Raw genomic sequence first — 18,031 nt, 5'->3', positions numbered from 1 at the left:
TGCTGCACTTGCAGCGAGCCATGCAAAAAATGCAACGCAACTATGCATTTTAGCTGTATCCGAATCGCTGCGAATAGGTCATAAGGACCGTCACGCCGAAAATTGCAAGAGCAAGAAAAACAAGGAAGACGAGATGAGAGATTTCGTTGACGGCACTGCCTTTAACAACGAGCAAGGCAATCGTGCGCGCAAGCTTTTCGCGGCCGTTGTGTTGGCTGCTCTGGATGACGCTATTGCTGATGACAAGAAATACGGCAACGGCCCCGAACAGATCGCCCGCTGGGCCCGTTCTCGTGACGGGCGCGAGGTGCTGTCCTGCGCCGGTATCGACCCGAACGAACGCGTCGTGGACGGCTTGATGGAATTCGTGGGCCGCGGTGTGCGGACCTCGGTCGCGCTGTCGCGGGAAGAAAGCGAACGCCGACATGCAGCCCAGCAGGCCGAAGCCGCCTGATCACCTGTTGCATTTCGTGCAAAAGACGCGCCCCTCAACTGGGCGCGTTTTTTCTTTGCCCAGGGGTCAGAAAAACAGCAGCCATTGCCGGGCAACCCACAGTTCGGCCGCCAGCATAAGCCCGAATATCAGTTTGGCCGGAACGGACAGACCGCGTCGCCACAAGACCCCATAGGCGATCACGCAAACCCCGACCGAGGCCGGGGCCACCCACAGCGCATGGTGGCTACTGTCCCAGTAGCTGACCGGGCTGTGAAAAACCCAATCGCTAAGCGGCCAGAATTGCGGACGCCCATCCCCCGCATGAAGCAGGAAATCCAGCATCAGATGGAGCACACCTGCCCCCGCGCCCACCGTCAGCAGCCGCCAGCCACGCCACAGCCCCACGGCCAGCGCGATGCCCCACAGAACAAAGGAATTGTCGATCGCAAACACCGTTTGCCATGCGGCTGAGTAATAAAGCTGCCCGAACACAACCTGCTCGGGGATGTTGAGGATGAACAGCGACACACCGGCCATCAGATACAGCGACAGGTCCGGCAGCAACGACCCCAGCACCGCCGCCCACAGGACACCCCCCCGGGCGGGGCGGGCAAAGGCGGCAGCGCCGATCAAAAGATGCGCGGGCGTGTTCATCCGGGCTTTTCCTTTGCCGCCAAATCAGGTCATCTGCGCCTCAGCATAGGAGAGCGCCCATGGTACGGTCCATCATGATTCAGGGCACCGGCAGCAATGTCGGGAAATCGGTTCTGGTGGCCGGGCTGGCGCGTGCCTATACGCGGCGGGGGCTGCGGGTCGCTCCGTTCAAGCCGCAGAATATGTCGAATAATGCAGCGGTGACGGAAAACGGGGGCGAGATCGGGCGGGCGCAGGCGCTGCAGGCATGGGCCGCGAACAGGCCGACCCATACGGATATGAACCCGATCCTGCTGAAGCCCGAGACCGATACCGGCGCGCAGATCATCGTGCAGGGCCAGCGGGCGGGCACTATGAAGGCGGGCGATTATCGCAAGGACAAATCCAAGTTGTTGGGCGCTGCGCTGGAAAGCTTTGGCCGCCTGTGTGACGACGCCGATCTGGTGCTGATCGAAGGTGCGGGCAGCCCGGCCGAGACCAATCTGCGCAAGGGGGACATTGCCAATATGGGTTTTGCCTGCGCCGCCAATGTCCCCGTGGTGCTGGTGGGTGACATCCACCGGGGCGGCGTGATTGCGCAGATCGTGGGCACTCAGGCGGTGCTGGAGGCCGATGATCTGGCCATGATCCGGGGCTTTGCCGTCAACCGGTTCAAGGGGGATGTGTCGCTGTTCGATGACGGGCGCGACGATATCGCCGCTCGTACCGGCTGGCCTTGTCTGGGCGTTGTGCCTTGGTTTCAGGATGCGTGGAAACTGCCCGCCGAGGATATGATGGACATCCGGTCTCATGCGGGTGGAGATTGCAAGATCGTGGTCCCACAACTCGAACGGATGGCCAATTTCGATGACCTTGATCCGCTGTCCGCTGAACCCGGGGTGACAGTCGAAATCATCCCGGCAGGTCACCCCCTGCCCGGCGATGCGGATCTGGTGCTGTTGCCGGGCAGCAAGTCCACCATCGGCGATCTGACCTATTTCCGCGCGCAGGGCTGGGACATCGACCTCTATGCGCACGTGCGGCGCGGCGGTCATGTGCTGGGGCTGTGCGGCGGATATCAGATGCTGGGCAAGACCATCGCAGATCCCGACGGGGTCGACGGACGCCCCGGTATGGTCCAGGGGCTGGGCCTGCTGGATGTCAGCACCACGATGGCGGGTCAAAAGCAGGTCACGCTACGCGAGGCGACCGCCCTGCCCGGTCACGAACCTGTGCGCGGATACGAAATCCACATGGGCCGCACCAATGGCCCCGACTGCGCCCGCGCCTGGCTGCAGATCGACGGACGGCCCGAAGGAGCCGCCAGCGCCAATGGCCGGGTGCGCGGCAGCTACCTGCACGGGATCTTCACGTCAGATGCGTTTCGCGCCAGCTACCTGGCGGGTCTGGGCGTGACTGCGGAAACGGCATATGAGGATGGAGTCGAGCAGGCACTGGACGATCTTGCCGATCATCTGGAACAGCACATGGATCTGGATCTGCTGCTGTCGCTGGCGCAAGAGCCGCATCGCGGCTGAGGTTCAATCGACGCTCTGTTCCGTCACGACCCGGGCGATCTCGCGCCGGACCATCTTGCGCAGATTTCGCGTGATCCGTTCGCCAAGCGCACCCTGCAATTCCTCGCGGACAATCTGGGCAACAAGGTCGCGCAGTTCGTCTTGGCCGAGGTTCAGCAGCAAATCGGACTTGCCGCTAGTCCCTTCCTTCACCGCAGGGTCGCGGATGAAGGTGGCAACAGGCTCGTCCTTCGGCGCGGCGATTGCGGATTGTGCCGAAGCGTTGTCGACGGGCCACTCCACAGCTTTGGTCTTGGTACCCGAATAATCGTCATCACTCTCGCCATCGGGTTCCCACTGATCCTCGGTCCGCGCAATCGCAGCCTCCAGCGCCTCGATCTTGGCGCTGAGACTACCCGCCAGATCGCGCTTCGGTGCGGCATCCGGGGTCTGAACGCTGGCCGCTACATCCCCCTGACGGACCACATCCCGGGGCTGCAACCGCATCGGCTCGGCCGGTGATTTGGGTTCATTTGCAGCGTCAGCAGGGGCATTGTCCACGGCACTGTGCTGCGGCATCAGTTTGAGCGGTGCAGGCTTTTCCGCGATGAGCGGTTCGTCGCTGACCCGCAGCGCATCGGTCAGAACCAACCGCCCCGGCTTGGGCGCCGGAGCCGATGGAATGAAAATAAACTCTGATTCCTCATGCGTATCTTCCGCGACCAGTCGTTTGACTGATGAAAGAACGTCCTGAGAACCGGTATTTACAACACTATCTGACATTATTCACTACCGCTCTTGCCCTGCGCCCGATTGTAGCCAATCCGGGCGCACACCACAACCGGTAGCGATGCCTATCAGTCGCGGCGCAACGCCTTGAGCACCCGATCCAGATCGCGGCTTTGCTTGCTGACCTGCGACGGAGCGTTTTTCACCAGGTTGTAATACAGCGTCGGGTCATAGATCTGGACCGCCAGACCCAGACGCTCCGCCGTCAGCAACCCCTGCGCCTGCAGCAACTGATAAGCCGCGCGGGACCGTTCCGTGCGCGAGGCGACCTCGTTCAACTGCGCATCCAGCAAATCCTGCTGCGCGTTCAGAACATCCAACGTGGTCCGCGCACCCAGCGTGGCCTCTTCGCGGATACCGTCAAAGGCAACCTGCGATGCCCGGACCTGCTCGGTCGACGCTCGCAAACTGGCCGAGGCGGCCTGGAAGTTGGCATAGGCTTCGGACACGCCCTGCGTGATGTTCTTCTGTACGTTCAACAGGTTCGCCCGCGAGGCATCCCGGGTCGCCATGGCACGGCGCACCGCAGCGGCCAGACCGCCACCGGCGTAGATGGGTTGGTTGAACGTCAACGAAATGCTGGCATCTTCGATATTGTCATCGTTGTCATAGCTTTCCGTGATCCCGGCATCCGCGTTCAGGCTGACATTCGGACCCAGATTCGCCCGCTGCTGCTGAACGCCCAAGTCAAAGGCCCGAACTTCGTGCTGAGACGACAGAATGGCCGGATGGTTGCGGCGCGCGAAGGATATCGCCTCGGCTTCCGATCCCGGCAGAGCCGGCAATTTGGGCTGACCCGATGTGCGCCCGGGCTGTTTGCCGACCGCATTGACATATTCCGCCTGCGCCGAGCTCAGGCTGCCGCGCGCGACCGCAAGCTCCGCCTGCGAGCTGGCAAGCTGCGCCTCGGACAATGCAACGTCCGTGCGGGTGACCTCACCCACTTCAAAGCGGTCCTGCGAGGCCCGCAGTTCCTCGGCCGACACCTCGACGTCATTCAACTGAATCTGAACGGTTTCTTCCTGCAGCACCACGTCCAGATAAGCATTCACGGCGCGGAACAGAATCTGCTGTTCGATGTCAATCAGGCTCTGGCGCGTGGACAGCACGATTTCCTGCGCCGACTGCTTGCCCAGAACAGAGAAGCCGCCGTCATAGACCAATTGGCTCAGCGTGAGGCCGGTGAAAAAAGTGGATGGTTCGCTCCGCGTCACCACGCCGCTGTTCGTTGCGCGGGTGTAATCCTGGCTCACCTGTGCGGTCCAGTTGATGATCGGGCGCAGCGCCGACAGGGCAATGGCGACATCTTCGTCGGCCGCCCGCAACAGCGCGCGGTTCTGTTCAAGCAGACCGCTGGTGTTGTACGCACCGATGAAAGCATCGGTCAGATTATCAGCCCAAGCAGGTTTGCCGGACGCCGTGCCCAACACAATACCTGCCGTCAAAGCCAGCCCTTTGACCAACTTTCCTGTCGCCATCCCGCGCATGACCAAATCCTCTCAAATCGAAATTACGCAACCGCCAAAGCAGTTTGCGCCCTTGTTTTCAAGTAATCAAGACGTCAAAAAAACTTCTATGCTTCGACTATAGCGAAAATGCACACTCAGCGCAAAATGCGGGTAATACCGGGGCGCTGGCATTAAAGGCATAGCGCCAGGATACGCGGCCTGCGGATTTGTGGCCGACCCGCACCGTGCCCAGATCGCCTTCCATGAACAGGCAGACGATCCGCCCGTGATCCTTGAGCTGGTCAAGCAGCGCGTCGGGTACGTTTTCAACCCCACCCTGGATCATGATCACGTCATAGGGGCCGTGCTCAGCCGCGCCCTCTTCCAACGGGCCGGTATGCATGATCGCATTGTCCGCATCCGCTTCCATCAACAACGTCTGTGCCTCGGTCGCTATCGCCTCATCGGCTTCGACGGCCACCACCAGTTCTGCCATGCGTGCGGCCACGGCGGTCGAATAGCCAAGCGCCGGGGCGATATCCAACACCACCTCGTCGTTCGAGATATTCACCGCATCCAGCATCTTGGCCAGTGTCCGAGGCTCCAGCAGGCAACGGCCCCCGCCCAGTTCAATCAGGTCGCCGACATAGGCAGCCTCGCGCTGCGCGTCGGGCACGAAGTTTTCGCGTTTGACGGTCAACATGGCGTCGATGATGGGAAATTTGGTCACGTCCGAAGGTCTGATCTGCGTATCAACCATCGTGTGGCGCCGGGCTGCGAAATCTGTCATGTGATCGCTCATTCTTTTTCGCTCAGTTACCGGGCTTGTGCCACATCCGCCCCCCTGCGGCAACGGGCCATCCGACGAAACCCGCCGCGGCAAAATCGTCAGGCCGGACGCGCAGTCATTTTGTCGAGGTACCGGCCCAGATTCACACGTAAAGCTCTGGACCTTCGCCGGGAAAGCTGTTAGAACGCCCTCCACACCACAGCAAGTGATTGATTTTACTTGAAAAGGCGAGTTGGCGGAGTGGTGACGCAGCGGATTGCAAATCCGTGTACACCGGTTCGATTCCGGTACTCGCCTCCAATCCTCCACCAACAAACCCGCCGCGACATTCAAACCGGACGCCTCCTATCGGATTTGCCCAAGGTTTCAGGCAGATCAACAGTCGACGCATCCTGAATGTTTGCTATTGTCTCAATATGATTTACCAGTTCCGGGATTTCAGGCTTGATCGTTCTCGTCAGGAGCTTTGGCGCGGCGCATCCACTGTAGAAATCGAACCGCTGGCGTTTCAACTGCTGCTGCTGCTGGTGGAAAACCGGGAAAGACTTGTCACCAAGACGGAACTGTTTGCCGCCCTCTGGGGCAACAGGATCGTCTCGGATGCGGCCCTTTCGACATGCATCAAATCGGCCCGGCGGGCGGTCGAGGATGCGGGGGATCGGCAGGACGTCATCAAGACCGTGCACGGCAAGGGGCTGCGCTGGATGATCCCCGTCAGCACTGTCAGCGAACCAGCTAAGGTCGCCACCGCGCAAAGGGATCTGGATCACAGCGACAACACATGGTCCGAAGCCGCCGCCCGACCGACGATTGCCATTCTTCCGTTCGAGACGATGGGCGCGACCCCCGAGGCCGAAACCCTGAGCGTCGCGATCCCTCATGAACTGATCGCGTCGATATCCCGGCTGCGCTGGATTGCCGTGATCGCGCGGGGGTCTTCGTTTCGGTTTCACTCTGGCAGGCCCGACATCGCCGAGATTCGCCGTGATCTTGGGGCCAGGTACTGCCTGACCGGCAGCGTCGAGGTGCTGGGTCCGAACGTGGCCATCAGCGTGATGCTGTCGAACACGGCGGATGGCGAGGTGATCTGGGCGGATCGCTTCAACTCGAAACTCGAGGACGTGCATGATGTTCGTGAAAGCATCATCTCGCAGGTGATCTTTGCCGTCGAGGTGCAGATACCGCTGAACGAGGCCTCGAAGGCGCGGCTGAGGTCGCCCGAGAATATCGACGCCTGGGCGACCTATCATCTGGGCCTGCAATCGCTGTACCGGTTTGATGCGAACGAAAATGACCGTGCGGTGGCGCTGTTCGAACAGGCCATCGCGCTTGAGCCCGGCTTTGCGCGAGCCCATGGCGCGCTGTCTTTTGCCCATTTCAAGACCGCCTTCATGCATTATTCCGACAGCCGGACCATCCCGATGAAGGCCGCCCGCGCAGCCGCTGATCGCGCGGTCGAACTGGACCCGATGGACCCGTTTGCCAATTTCAACATGGGCCGCGCAATGTGGCTGGTCGGCGATCTGGACAGCGCCAAGACCTGGCTGGACCGCTCGACATCGTTGAGCCCGAATTTCGCGCAGGGCATCTATGCCCGTGCCTGGACCGAGACCGTTTCGGGCGCCAGCGGTATTGGGCGGCGTCTGTCCGACGATGCCCGCACGCTCAGCCCGCTGGACCCGCTGCTCTATGCCATGCTGGGGACCCGCGCCATGAGCCTGGCGATGGAGGGCCGCGATATCGAGGCTGCAGACTGGGCCGTGCGCGCGGCGAACGCCCCGGGGGCTCATGACCTGATCAGCCTGATTGCCGCCTTCACCAACGAACTGGCCGGCAATCACGCCGAGGCCGCGCTGTGGGCCGGTCGCGCCCGCGCCGCGCGGCAGGACATCACGCAGCACCATTTCTTCCGGTCCTTCCCCTTTGCTGACCCGGACGTCCGTACCCGCTTTTCCGATGCTCTGACCAAGCAGGGCATCCCCGAAACCTGAGCATGAACAGGCCCGGAAAGGGTCATTTTACAGAGTTTCCTCAGAACCCGCTCAGGACCTGGCCACAGTGTCAGCGTTAGACTTGGACCCATCCCGGCCCGGTATGTTCGCTGCGGCCAACCGATCAAGTAAGGAAAAGCGATGACGGATCAAAGCTGAGAACAACACAGGGTAACGGGCGTGTCTATGACAGTGTTCTGGACACGATCGGGAACACGCCTGTCATCCGGATCAACAATCTGGGGCCCAAAGGCGTCAACCTGTTCGTGAAATTCGAGGCGTTCAATCCCGCCGGGTCGGTCAAGGATCGTCTGGCCGTGAACATTATCGAGGCCGCCGAACGCAGCGGTGCCCTGAAGCCAGGTCATACGGTTGTCGAGGCTACCAGCGGCAATACCGGCATCGGGCTGGCGATGGTCTGCGCGCAGAAGGGATACCCTCTGGTCGTCACCATGGCCGATAGCTTCTCGGTCGAGCGCCGCCGCCTGATGCGGATGCTGGGGGCCAAGGTGGTGCTGACGCCGCGCGCGGAAAAGGGCTTTGGCATGTACCGCAAGGCCGCCGAACTGGCCGAGGCCCATGGCTGGCTGCTGGCCCGGCAATTCGAGACCGAGGCCAATGCCGAAATTCACGCCGCCACCACCGCGCAGGAGATTCTGGGCGATTTCGACGGTCAGCGGCTGGATTACTTCGTCACCGGCTATGGCACCGGCGGAACCGTCACCGGGGTCGCCCGCGTTCTACGCAAGGAGCGGCCCGAGACCAAGATTATCCTGTCCGAACCCGCAAACGCGCAGCTGATCGGCAGCGGCGTCGCCACCGAGCGGGGACAGGACGGCGATCCACTTGCCAGCCATCCGGCGTTCGAGCCGCATCCGATTCAAGGCTGGACCCCGGACTTCATCCCGGCGGTCCTGCAGGAATCCATCGACAACGGCTTTTTTGACGAGCTGATTCCCGTCCCCGGCCCGACCGGCGTGGAATGGGCCGCAAAACTGGCCAGCCAGGAAGGCATCCTGACCGGGATCTCGGGCGGGGCCACCTTTGCCATCGCCATCGGCATCGCCGAAAGGGCCGAACCCGGCGCGTCGGTGCTGTGCATGTTGCCGGATACGGGCGAACGGTACCTCAGCACGCCGCTATTCGACGGCATCGCCGAGGACATGACCGACGAAGAGGTCACGATCTCGCAATCCACACCCGGCTATCAGATGCCCTGACATGACCGCCCGTCTCTCAGCCCTCGGCACCGCCTACGAGCGGGCGCTGGCCTATCGGCAAGGTGTGCAGGACCGGCCCTGCCCGCCTCAGAAAACCTATGCCGAGATGCGCGCCGTCTTTGACGAACCGTTTCCGGCAGAGGGGCTGGACGAGGTCGCGGTCATCCGTGATCTCGCCGACCGGGGCGAACAGGGCCTGACCCATATGGTCCATCCGATGTTCTTCGGCTGGGTTCTGGGCGGCTCTGCCCCGGTGGGGGTGGCGGCAGATTGGCTGGTCAGCGCGTGGGGGCAGAATTCGGCCTTTCACCGGTCCTCGCCCACAGCCGCCGCAGTCGAGGAAACGGCGGCCCGATGGCTGCTTGAGGTCTTGGACCTGCCGCGCGCGGCGGCGGTCGGGTTTGTCACCGGCGGCACCGTGGGCAATTTCACCGCGCTGGCCGCCGCGCGCGGGGCCGTTCTGCGCCGCCATGGCTGGGACCCGGATGACGACGGCCTGTTCGGCGCCCCGCCCATCACGGTCTATCTGGGGGATGACGCCCATACCTCGGTCCTGTCGGCGCTGGGGTATCTTGGCCTTGGCAGGCGGCGGGTCAAGCGTATCGAAACCGACGGCGAAGGTCGCATGATCGCCACCGATCTGGAACGTCAGATCGCAGGCCAAACCGGCCCCGCCATCGTCGTGGCGCAAGCGGGTCAGATCAACACCGGGGCCTTCGACCCGTTCGGCCCGATCACGCAGATTGCCCGGCGCGCAGGCGCATGGGTGCATGTGGATGGCGCATTCGGCCTCTGGGCCCGGGCCCATCCGGCTTACCGGCATCTGACGGCGGATATCGAACACGCGGATTCCTGGAGTGTCGACGGCCATAAGTGGCTGCAGACCCCGTTCGACAGTGGCTATGCCATCGTTCGGGACACAGCCGCGCTGCAAAAGGCGATGCGGATCAATGCCAGCTACCTGCCGGTTCAGGATGAAAACGACCGTGTGCCCTGTTTTCTAACCCCCGAACTGTCCCGCCGCGCCCGCGGCCTGCCCACATGGGCTGTGCTGAAATCGCTGGGCCGCAAGGGCGTGCAGGATCTTGTCGGACGTCATTGCACGCTCGCGGCTCGCATCGCGACCCGCCTGCGCGACGCATATGGAGTGCGGGTTCTGAACGATGTCGTGCTGAACCAGATTGTCGTCAGTTTTGGCCCGGCGGAGGCCCCGGTTGAACAGCGAAAGGCCGCAACCGAGGCCGTCATCGCCAGAATCGCCGCGCAGGGCGCGATCTTTGTCGGCGGCAGCAAATGGCGCGACGAATGGGTGATGCGCATCTCGGTCATTTGCGATGCGACGCAGGCCACGGCGGCCGACAAGGTTGCCGATTTGATCCTGACAAGCTGGGCCGAAGTTCAGCGCGATATGGCGCTGACCGGCGGGGGGGTGCCATGACCGGACCTCAGGTTGACAGACGTCTGGCGGCGATCATGATGATCGACGTCGTCGGCTATTCCCGAATGATGGGCCTTGACGAAGAAGGCACGCTGAACCGGCTGAAGCACCTGCGTCAGACGGTGGTATCGCCGCAAACGGCCGCCTATCGCGGGCGCATCGTCAAGGTCATGGGCGACGGGGCAATCATCGTGTTTTCAAGCATCGTCGATGCCGCCAATTCCGCCATTTCCATGCAAAAGGCGCTGCGCCGAACCGGGTCCGATGACATCCGCCTGCGCATCGGCCTGACGCTGGGCGATATTATCACCGAAGGCAGCGACATCTATGGCGACGGCGTCAACATCGCCGCCCGGCTGCAGGAAATCTGCGCCCCTGGCGGGATCGCCCTGAGCGCCGGCGCGCATGAGCAGGTGCGCGGCAAGACCACCGAAGGCTTCGCCAATGGCGGCGAGCGGGCGCTGAAGAACATCGCGCAGCCCGTACGGGTTTTTCTGTGGCCCGCCGAGGCGGCGGATGACCCGACCCCGCGCCCGGCCCCTACCCTGCCCGACAAACCCTCGGTCGCGGTTCTGCCGTTTGACAATATGTCCGGCGATCCTTCGCAGGAGTATTTCGCCGATGGTGTGGTCGAGGCGCTGACCGCCGCCCTGTCCCGCATCCGATCCTTCTTTGTGATCGCCCGCAATTCTGCCTTTGCTTACAAGGGAACGCCCATAAATGTCGGCCAGATCGGACGCGAGCTTGGCGTGGCCTACCTGCTTGAAGGCTCGGTCCAGCGGGCGCAGGGGCGGATCAGGATCACCGTGCAGCTGATCGAGACCTCGACCGGCGCCCATCTGTGGGCCGAGCGTTATGACGGATCGGATGACGATCTGTTCGAACTGCAGGACCGGATCACCGAGCAGGTGGCGGGGGCCATCCTGCCCTCGATCCAGAAGGCCGAGATCGAACGGGTCTCGCGCAAGCCGCCCGGCAGCCTTGGGGCCTATGACCACACGATGCGGGCCATGCGCCATGTCTGGGCGCTGGACAAGAACGAGGCCGCGACCGCGCTGGGGCATCTGGAAAAGGCGCTGTCCATCGACCCGGACTATCCGCTGGCGCTGGCGTTGTCCGCGTGGTGCTGGGCGCAGCATTCCGTCTATAACTGGGTCGAGGATATGAGCGCCGCCAAGTCAAAGGCGCTGGATCTGGCCGAGCGCGCCGCCCGCCTGTCATCCGAGGACCCGCTGATCCTGGCCGTTCTGGGCACGGTCCACACCTTTGCCCGCAATTACGACATCGCCCGCGTCCTGCTGGAGCGCGCCATCTCGCTTGATCCGAACGCGGCCTGGGCCCATTCGCGGCTGGGCTGGCTTGAGGTTTACTCGGACAACCCGGCTGCGGCGCTGCCGCAGTTCGAGCAGGCGATCCGGCTCAGCCCACTGGACCCGATGAATTTCAACAACTATGTCGGCATCGCCAGCGTGCATCAGCTGACCGAAAACTATGACCTGTCCGCCGATTATTTCCAGCGCGCTATTATCGAGCGCCCCACGGCCTACTGGATTCATCGCAATCTGGCCCCGGTCCTTCTGGCCGCAGGACGCGAGGCCGAAGCAGAAGCCTCCAAGGCCATCCTGTTCTCGAAATTCCCCGACCTGACCATCGAACGCTACAAACAGGCTATGGTCTTTTCACCACCCGCGCTTGAACGGATATCGGTCTATCTGCGCCAGCTGGGCATGCCCGAACGCTAAGCGCCATTGGCTTGACAACGCATCCCCCGCAACCAACATTGGTTATCAGAGGCAGGGCCATGACACTCTGGCACGGCTCGCCTCCACGATGTTCACCCATGACCGCCGCAAGCACAGCTGTGCCGGGCGGTCCAAGCAGGAGGATATCACCATGGAAACAGTCTCGGTCATCGCCGTTCTCATCTCCGGGCATGGTGCCCCCGACGATACTGTGATGACGCAGGCGGGAAATGGACTTCGCCGTTTAGGGTTCGAGGTCTATCCCGGCGGCCCCATGGCGCTGACCGTCAACGCGCAACCCGAGCAGCTTGCCAATGTGTTTGGGTTGCAGCTTGAGGTCGGGGCCGACGGGCAGCTGAAGTCGATTGGGAACCCAGCCGTCATCCCACCCGATCTTGCGCCGTTTGTGGATCGCATCGAAATCCCCACGCGGCACGAAACCTTCCCCTGATCGCATTGTCAGCGGAAAGCCCCCGAGGGGGCTTTCCTGACGGTACCGTCAATCACAGCAGCACGACACAGTTGCTGCTGACCGAATTGTTTGCGGTGTTGGACTCAAGCACACCGTCGCCGGCCACCGCATTCACCGTGATGCGGAACTCGCAGCTTTCGGGATTGTAGCAGCGCCCGGGGATTGGCACCGAGATCTGGGCCTCGGCGCCGGGTTGGCCTGCCGGTGCCAAAGGTGGCGTCGGCACCTCGACCGCCCCGCCGACATTGGAAAACTCGACCCGCGTCGTGGTTGCCGCCGCAGCCCCCGGACCGAGGTTCCGCACGATAATGGCAAGGTTCTGCGGTGTCTCACAGAAGTTGGAGGGGAAGAATGGCGGCCCCGGCGGGAAAGGCGGCACCGGCACAAGATCGGGCAGCTTCTTGCCCGGGTCCTCGCCCGGCGGCGTTTCCGGCGGCGTCTCGGGCGGGCACTTCTTCTTGGTGATGCGGGTCGGTTCAACCGTCTCGATCTCCAGCGTCTCGACCTGTTCATCGGCACCCGCGGCTGTGTAGACCGCCACCACCTCAAGCGGTGCGCGCGACTGAAGGGTTACAAAACCCTTCAGAAAACAGCATTCGGGCAGGCCGACCGCATCCATGATGTCCGCGCAATCAATCTCAAGCGCCTCATTCGGCCCCAGACGCAGGACAGATGTCTTGCTGACATGGCCAGGCTTTTCATTTGGCAGCGCAACCGAGACACGCTTGCGGAACCGGATCGTTTCATTGCCTGGATTCATGATGTTTATCGCGGTAAAGTACCGCCCCGCAGCAACGACCCCGGGCTTGGCACAACCGCAAACGAACTTGACCTTGTAATCGAGACGCTCAAGTTCTTCTTCTTCCTTGCCGTCGTCCTTGTCACTACAGCCACATTTGTTCCCGCAGCGCGCCATCGTGGCAACCACCGCGGCCGTCGCGTCGATCAGACCTCCGCCTGTCGCCAGATCGGGACCCACGGTTGCGTTATGCGGCCCCGGCGGCTGGTTAGCAGCGGCATTGGTCGCGCCTTGCGTCACGTCCCGGCCCGTGCCCGAAAGGATGCTTTTGACCTCATGCGGCTTCAGATCAGGGCAGCATTCAAGCATCAGGGCAGCGACACCCGCAGCCTGCGGGCAAGACGCCGACGTGCCGCTGATGCAGGCCCAGCCGTCATCGGCAGCAGTCTCGTCGCCATTGGGGAACGCACCCCCCGACAGCCCCGTGTCGATCGAGCTTCCGGGCTGCAGCGGCAACATGATGTAGATACCACGCGGTTGCATCCCGACAAGACCACACACATCAGGCACCTGCCGCCCGGGGAAAATCGGCGTGGTGAAGCTGCTGGCATAGTCCGAAGCCTCGAGCGTGCCATCGGGGTGGGCAAAGACGCCGCCGATGGCGATGACATCCTCGTGCATCGCCGGCCAGCCGATATGCCCATTCCCCGCCGAAAAGCAGACAACAATACCGCGCGCCACCGCCTCGGCAATGGCCGCGGCCAGCGGGATCTCGTCCGGGGGTATGGCGTTGAACGGCGGCGTCGGCAGGCTGCGCCCCCAACTGTTGGTAATGATGTTGGGATGCAGGTCCACGGCAGTAGCAAAGGCAGCCGTCGCGTTCGCCAGATTGGTTTTCACCGGCATGAAATGCGCATTTGGCGCACCCGCGCAGGCGTTACCCAGTTCCGAGGTCCCATGTCCGTTCAGATCGTCCAGCGGATTGGTTCCCAGACTGTCCGGCGACAACACCGCCTGATCCACATTGTAACCGCGCGAGATATAGAACGGGTGGCGGTAGAACCCGGTATCAACCATGGCCACACGGACGCCTTTTCCGCTAAAGCCCAGCCGATGCGCCTTGTCGGTATTCAGAAACAGGTTCACGTCACCCGGAATGTCCAGATGGTGATACCCGACACTGGGCGGCAACGGCGATTGCATGAACTCATGCGGCGTCGGCAGCACGGCGGCATCGACAACCTCACTCAGATCGTCGGCCGCGTGCAGCACCTTTTCCTCGGACTTGCCCGAGATGAAGAAGGACGGGGCGGTCTCGTTCAGCCCCTGCGCATTCTGGAAGATGCCGACATCACGGGCCGCCAGTTCGACGCCGAAATGGCTGGCAACGCGCGCTGCCGGAGCCTGCACGGTGATCGACGTGTTACCGACCCGCACAACGTCAAGATTGGCGTTTTTCAGCCTGCGGCAGGCCTCGTCAATCGCGGCACGGTCGGCAAAATACTGGCGGACATTTGCCGCCGAAAGCTCTGTTGCCGACAGCAGCGACGGTTTGTTGGCGGATTTCGGAATGACCTCGAAACTGATCGTGTCGTTATCTCCGGTACGCCGGGTCTTGGGCTTTGGGGTCTTCGCCATGATACACTCCTTGAAAATAGAAGCTGGCGAGATACCGGACCGGTTGTGAAATATGGTCCGAAGCAGGAAATGGTCCGGTGATCGACGCTGTGCGCGTAATCTCACCAATTTGAAATCTATGAACTAATAGTCTGCTGCAATGCGCCAAGTGCGATCACACTCGGACACTTGCTGATTTTCCGCACCCGGCACTATACCGCTCCGGGAATTATTTTTATCGCTTTCTCTTATCACGTTAGTGACGAAATTTCAAGGTGACCGCCTATGCGCGCCGGCCAATCCCCGAGGCGCAACCGCTCAGGCAGACCCTGTCGCCGGGTGTCGCCGCAGTAAATCAAGGCCGCGATCAGGCTCTGAGGCAGGATCGCCAGAGTTCGCCAAACACGGTCCCGGCGGCAGCAAGACCGGCCCTGGTTCCAACAGCCGCGCTATGATTCGACTTTTTCGCAATTCTGTGAGACGCTTATCGGGCCGTTTTTTGTTTGGAGAGTGGAGGTATGGTCCCGTCGCGGCTGATTTATTTGACGTTTTTTGTTTTTAGCTTTGGTGTGTGGACGCCGGTGGTTTTGGCACAAGATGCTGAGACGCCATCCATAAATCCCGGGGATGAGCCGCAAACAGCGGCATCATTGCGAAAGATACTGGCGCTGCTCGAGCAGGAGATTGCGCGCGCGCAGTCCTCAAAGGATCGGATCGCCGAAGATATTTCTGCGGCCGAGGTCAGCCTGTCCGAGTTGCAGGCCCAGATCGCCACAGCCGATTCCGAACGGCTTGAGAACGCATCGCGTATCGCCGAACTGGAAGAAGCCCGCAGCCTGCTGGCGAAGGAGCTTGAAGCAAACGAACAGACGATCGCGGCCCAGCGCGCAGAACTGGTCGACCTGCAGGCCGCTTCCCAAGCGGCCTCGGTCCAGTTGGCAGAGCTGAACCTTGAGCTTGAGACGGCGGCGGCGGATACCGGCAACCTGGAACAGCTCCGGCTTGAGATACGCGACCTTGAAAGCAAGAAGGAAGCGGATCGTATGCTGGCCGAAGAGTTGAAGGCCGAAGTCGCCACCCTGACCCGCGGCCAGGTCGAGGCGAATATCGAGCTGGACACGCTGGGCGGAACGCTGGCCTCGACCCGGGCTGATCTGGAGGCGATGACGTCTGACATCTCGGAAAAACGCGGCGAGCTTGATCAACTGACCACCGCGGTGGCCGAACGGCAGGCCGCGGCTGATGAGGCCCAGTCAATCCTGACGGGGTTGCAGGGGAATATCGAGGGGGTAACCGCCGACCTCAAACGTGTCCAACAGGCGGTCCAGTTGCGCCGGGACGAAGAGGAAACGCTGAAATCTGCAATCAGCGCGGCCAGCGCGCAGAAAGAAGAACTTGAGGTCACGCTGAACGCGTTGCAGGAACAGGAAAACAGGATGCGGGCCGACCTTGAAAAGCTCGAGGCCGAAAGCACCGGCTTGTCCCAGAACTCGACCGACACCGCAGCCCGTGTCGCTTCGGCAGAGCAGTCGGTTCAGGACCTGGATGAGCAAAAGAAGAAACTGGGGGCCGATCTGATACGTACCGGCGAGGAACTGGCGGCCCTGCGCGCGAGCATCACCGATTCCGAGACCAGACTGGGCGCAGCCCAGAGCCAGCAGGCATCGGCTGAGCAAAGCCTGACAGAGGTCCAGCAGGAACTTGCGGCGGCGCAGTCCGAACTGACCGAGACCCGCGAGGCGATGTCGGTCGAGATGGCATCGCTTGCTGCGGCGCGGTCGCGCGCTGAGAATGCAACCGAAAGCGCGTTGCAGGAGAAAGAGCAGGCCGAGGCGGCGCTTTCTGAAATTCAGTCCCAACTGGCCCTCTTGCAGCAGCGGGTCCCTGATGTTGAAGAGAGTCTTGCGCAACAACAAGCGCTTGAGACAGAGATTGCCGAGGCGCGCACGACGCTTGAGGGGCTGAGAACCGATATCGACGCGCAAACATCGCAGCAAAACAGCGCAAATGACGCGTTGGAGACGTTGCGCGCGCAATCCGCGTCGGCCCGCAGCGAACTTGACCGACAAGAGGCGCGGCTGGCGGAATTGACCACCGCCTTGCAAGCCGTGTCCGATGACCTTGAGACCGGCGAACAAGCCAGATTGGATCTGGCAGCGTCTGTTGACGATCTTCGTCGGAACCGCGACGAGCTGACGGATGAACTCCTGGCGCTGCGGGAAGACGTCACTCAGGTCACTGGCCAGCGTGACGCCGCGCGGTCCGAGGCCGCCGAACTGGAAACCCAGACCGCAAACCTTAACGCCGAGGCGCAGGCCGCGGCCGAGGAACGCGATCGCATCTCGGCCAGCCTTCAGCAGACTTCGGACAACGCAGCGACAGCCGAGCAGGAATTGGCCCGGCTTCAGGCCGCGTTAGAGGAAGGTCAGGCCGAACTTGATCGCATGACCGCCGACATTCAGGGCGCCGAAGCGCGCGCTGCCGAGGCGGCAGAGGCCGAGCAATCCCTCGCGGATATGACGGCCCGGATTGCAGAGGCGGAGATCCAGCTGGGCGCGACGCAGACCGAGATCGATGCCGCCCGCGCAGAACTGGAAAGCGCGACGCAAGAGGCTGCGGCAGCGACGCAACAAAGGGACGCGGCCGCAGCCGAGATTGCTGAGTTGGAAGAAACCGCGACCCGTGCCAAGCAGGCCGCCGAAGCTGCGGTACAACAGCAACAGGCAAGTCAGGCGGAACTGGCCCGGGTGGAAACCAGCGCAACCGCCGCCCGTGCCGAGTTGGACGCATTGCGCCAGCAGGCCGCTGCCTATCGCGATGAGCTGTCCAGTATTGCAACCAATCTGGGAGAGTTGCAGCGCCGCGCGGTTGCGGTCGAACCGCAACCCCCGCAATCCACTGACCAGATCCAGACTGTGCCAGAGGTGAGCACTCCGCCAACGGATCAGATCGTGCAGCCCGCCGCTGCCTCTCTTTCTGTTCCTTCTGTGCGGGGGGATGAAAAATCCATTGATATGGTCAGGACCATCCTGAGCGGCGCACCCGGTCTGGCCGAGCTGCCCGGAGGGATCGTGGACGCGCTGGCCGCCGATCTGGCCAGCGGGACATGCGCCGTTGACGCGCTGCAAGCCGCTGTCGGCGAGATCAACCGGCACACCCTGCTCCATTTGGTCAGGTCAGGAGAGTTCTGTTAGTTTTT

At 62.3% G+C, this 18,031-nt stretch carries 13 protein-coding genes and 1 tRNA gene; 9 read left to right on the top strand and 5 right to left on the bottom strand.

Features of this window, described 5'->3' with window-relative positions; all coding sequences use genetic code 11:
* The first annotated feature begins 133 nt into the window (after positions 1-133).
* Positions 134-454: a DUF6280 family protein gene (locus ACR1XV_RS05215; protein WP_480529337.1), complete on the top strand. Its 321-nt coding sequence runs from the start codon at positions 134-136 to the stop codon at positions 452-454.
* A gap of 66 nt (positions 455-520) precedes the next feature.
* Here ACR1XV_RS05215 and ACR1XV_RS05210 read toward each other — a convergent pair whose 3' ends face one another.
* The gene (locus ACR1XV_RS05210) at positions 521-1,090 is read right to left on the bottom strand and encodes a cobalamin biosynthesis protein CobQ (protein ID WP_480529336.1); all 570 of its coding nucleotides are present in this window, start codon (positions 1,088-1,090) and stop codon (positions 521-523) included.
* A 59-nt stretch (positions 1,091-1,149) separates the two neighbouring features.
* Between ACR1XV_RS05210 and ACR1XV_RS05205 the strand changes: the two genes are divergently transcribed.
* A complete protein-coding gene (locus tag ACR1XV_RS05205; RefSeq protein ID WP_480529335.1) occupies positions 1,150-2,607 on the top strand; it encodes a cobyric acid synthase in 1,458 nt (485 codons plus the stop codon).
* A gap of 3 nt (positions 2,608-2,610) precedes the next feature.
* Here ACR1XV_RS05205 and ACR1XV_RS05200 read toward each other — a convergent pair whose 3' ends face one another.
* The 3 genes from ACR1XV_RS05200 to ACR1XV_RS05190 all read right to left on the bottom strand — a co-directional run bounded on the left by ACR1XV_RS05200 (position 2,611) and on the right by ACR1XV_RS05190 (position 5,613).
* A complete protein-coding gene (locus tag ACR1XV_RS05200) occupies positions 2,611-3,369 on the bottom strand; it encodes a hypothetical protein (RefSeq protein ID WP_480529334.1) in 759 nt (252 codons plus the stop codon).
* 74 nt (positions 3,370-3,443) lie between these two features.
* Entirely contained in the window at positions 3,444-4,862 is a 1,419-nt protein-coding gene (locus ACR1XV_RS05195; protein ID WP_480529333.1) for a TolC family outer membrane protein, read from the bottom strand.
* 97 nt (positions 4,863-4,959) lie between these two features.
* Positions 4,960-5,613, bottom strand: a complete 654-nt coding sequence (locus ACR1XV_RS05190) for a protein-L-isoaspartate O-methyltransferase family protein (protein WP_480529332.1) — start codon at positions 5,611-5,613, stop codon at positions 4,960-4,962.
* Positions 5,614-5,839: 226 nt separating this feature from the next.
* On the opposite strand from ACR1XV_RS05190, the gene ACR1XV_RS05185 reads away from it, so the two are divergent.
* The 6 genes from ACR1XV_RS05185 (at position 5,840) to ACR1XV_RS05160 (ending at position 12,455) form a co-directional block, all read left to right on the top strand.
* Positions 5,840-5,913: transfer RNA gene (locus ACR1XV_RS05185), tRNA-Cys, on the top strand.
* Positions 5,914-6,029: 116 nt separating this feature from the next.
* Positions 6,030-7,604: a winged helix-turn-helix domain-containing tetratricopeptide repeat protein gene (locus tag ACR1XV_RS05180; RefSeq protein WP_480529331.1), complete on the top strand. Its 1,575-nt coding sequence runs from the start codon at positions 6,030-6,032 to the stop codon at positions 7,602-7,604.
* Positions 7,605-7,714: 110 nt separating this feature from the next.
* A complete protein-coding gene (locus ACR1XV_RS05175) occupies positions 7,715-8,824 on the top strand; it encodes a PLP-dependent cysteine synthase family protein (protein WP_480529821.1) in 1,110 nt (369 codons plus the stop codon).
* A 1-nt stretch (position 8,825) separates the two neighbouring features.
* Positions 8,826-10,262, top strand: a complete 1,437-nt coding sequence (locus ACR1XV_RS05170) for a pyridoxal phosphate-dependent decarboxylase family protein (protein WP_480529330.1) — start codon at positions 8,826-8,828, stop codon at positions 10,260-10,262.
* Positions 10,259-12,004 carry an adenylate/guanylate cyclase domain-containing protein gene (locus tag ACR1XV_RS05165; RefSeq protein WP_480529329.1) on the top strand — a complete coding sequence of 582 codons (1,746 nt, stop codon included), beginning with the start codon at positions 10,259-10,261 and terminating at the stop codon, positions 12,002-12,004. Before ACR1XV_RS05170 ends, ACR1XV_RS05165 begins: the two co-directional genes overlap by 4 nt.
* Positions 12,005-12,092: 88 nt before the next feature.
* Positions 12,093-12,455, top strand: coding sequence for a hypothetical protein (locus tag ACR1XV_RS05160; RefSeq protein ID WP_480529328.1), 363 nt, complete (start codon positions 12,093-12,095; stop codon positions 12,453-12,455).
* Positions 12,456-12,507: 52 nt separating this feature from the next.
* Here ACR1XV_RS05160 and ACR1XV_RS05155 read toward each other — a convergent pair whose 3' ends face one another.
* Positions 12,508-14,853 (bottom strand): S8 family serine peptidase, encoded by a 2,346-nt coding sequence (locus ACR1XV_RS05155; RefSeq protein ID WP_480529327.1) that lies wholly within the window; start codon positions 14,851-14,853, stop codon positions 12,508-12,510.
* A gap of 629 nt (positions 14,854-15,482) precedes the next feature.
* Between ACR1XV_RS05155 and ACR1XV_RS05150 the strand changes: the two genes are divergently transcribed.
* Entirely contained in the window at positions 15,483-18,026 is a 2,544-nt protein-coding gene (locus ACR1XV_RS05150; protein WP_480529326.1) for a coiled-coil domain-containing protein, read from the top strand.
* Positions 18,027-18,031 lie beyond the last annotated feature (5 nt).

The organism is Ruegeria sp. AD2(2025) (genome assembly GCF_056542385.1).
This window is presented reverse-complemented; position numbering and strand designations above follow the sequence as displayed.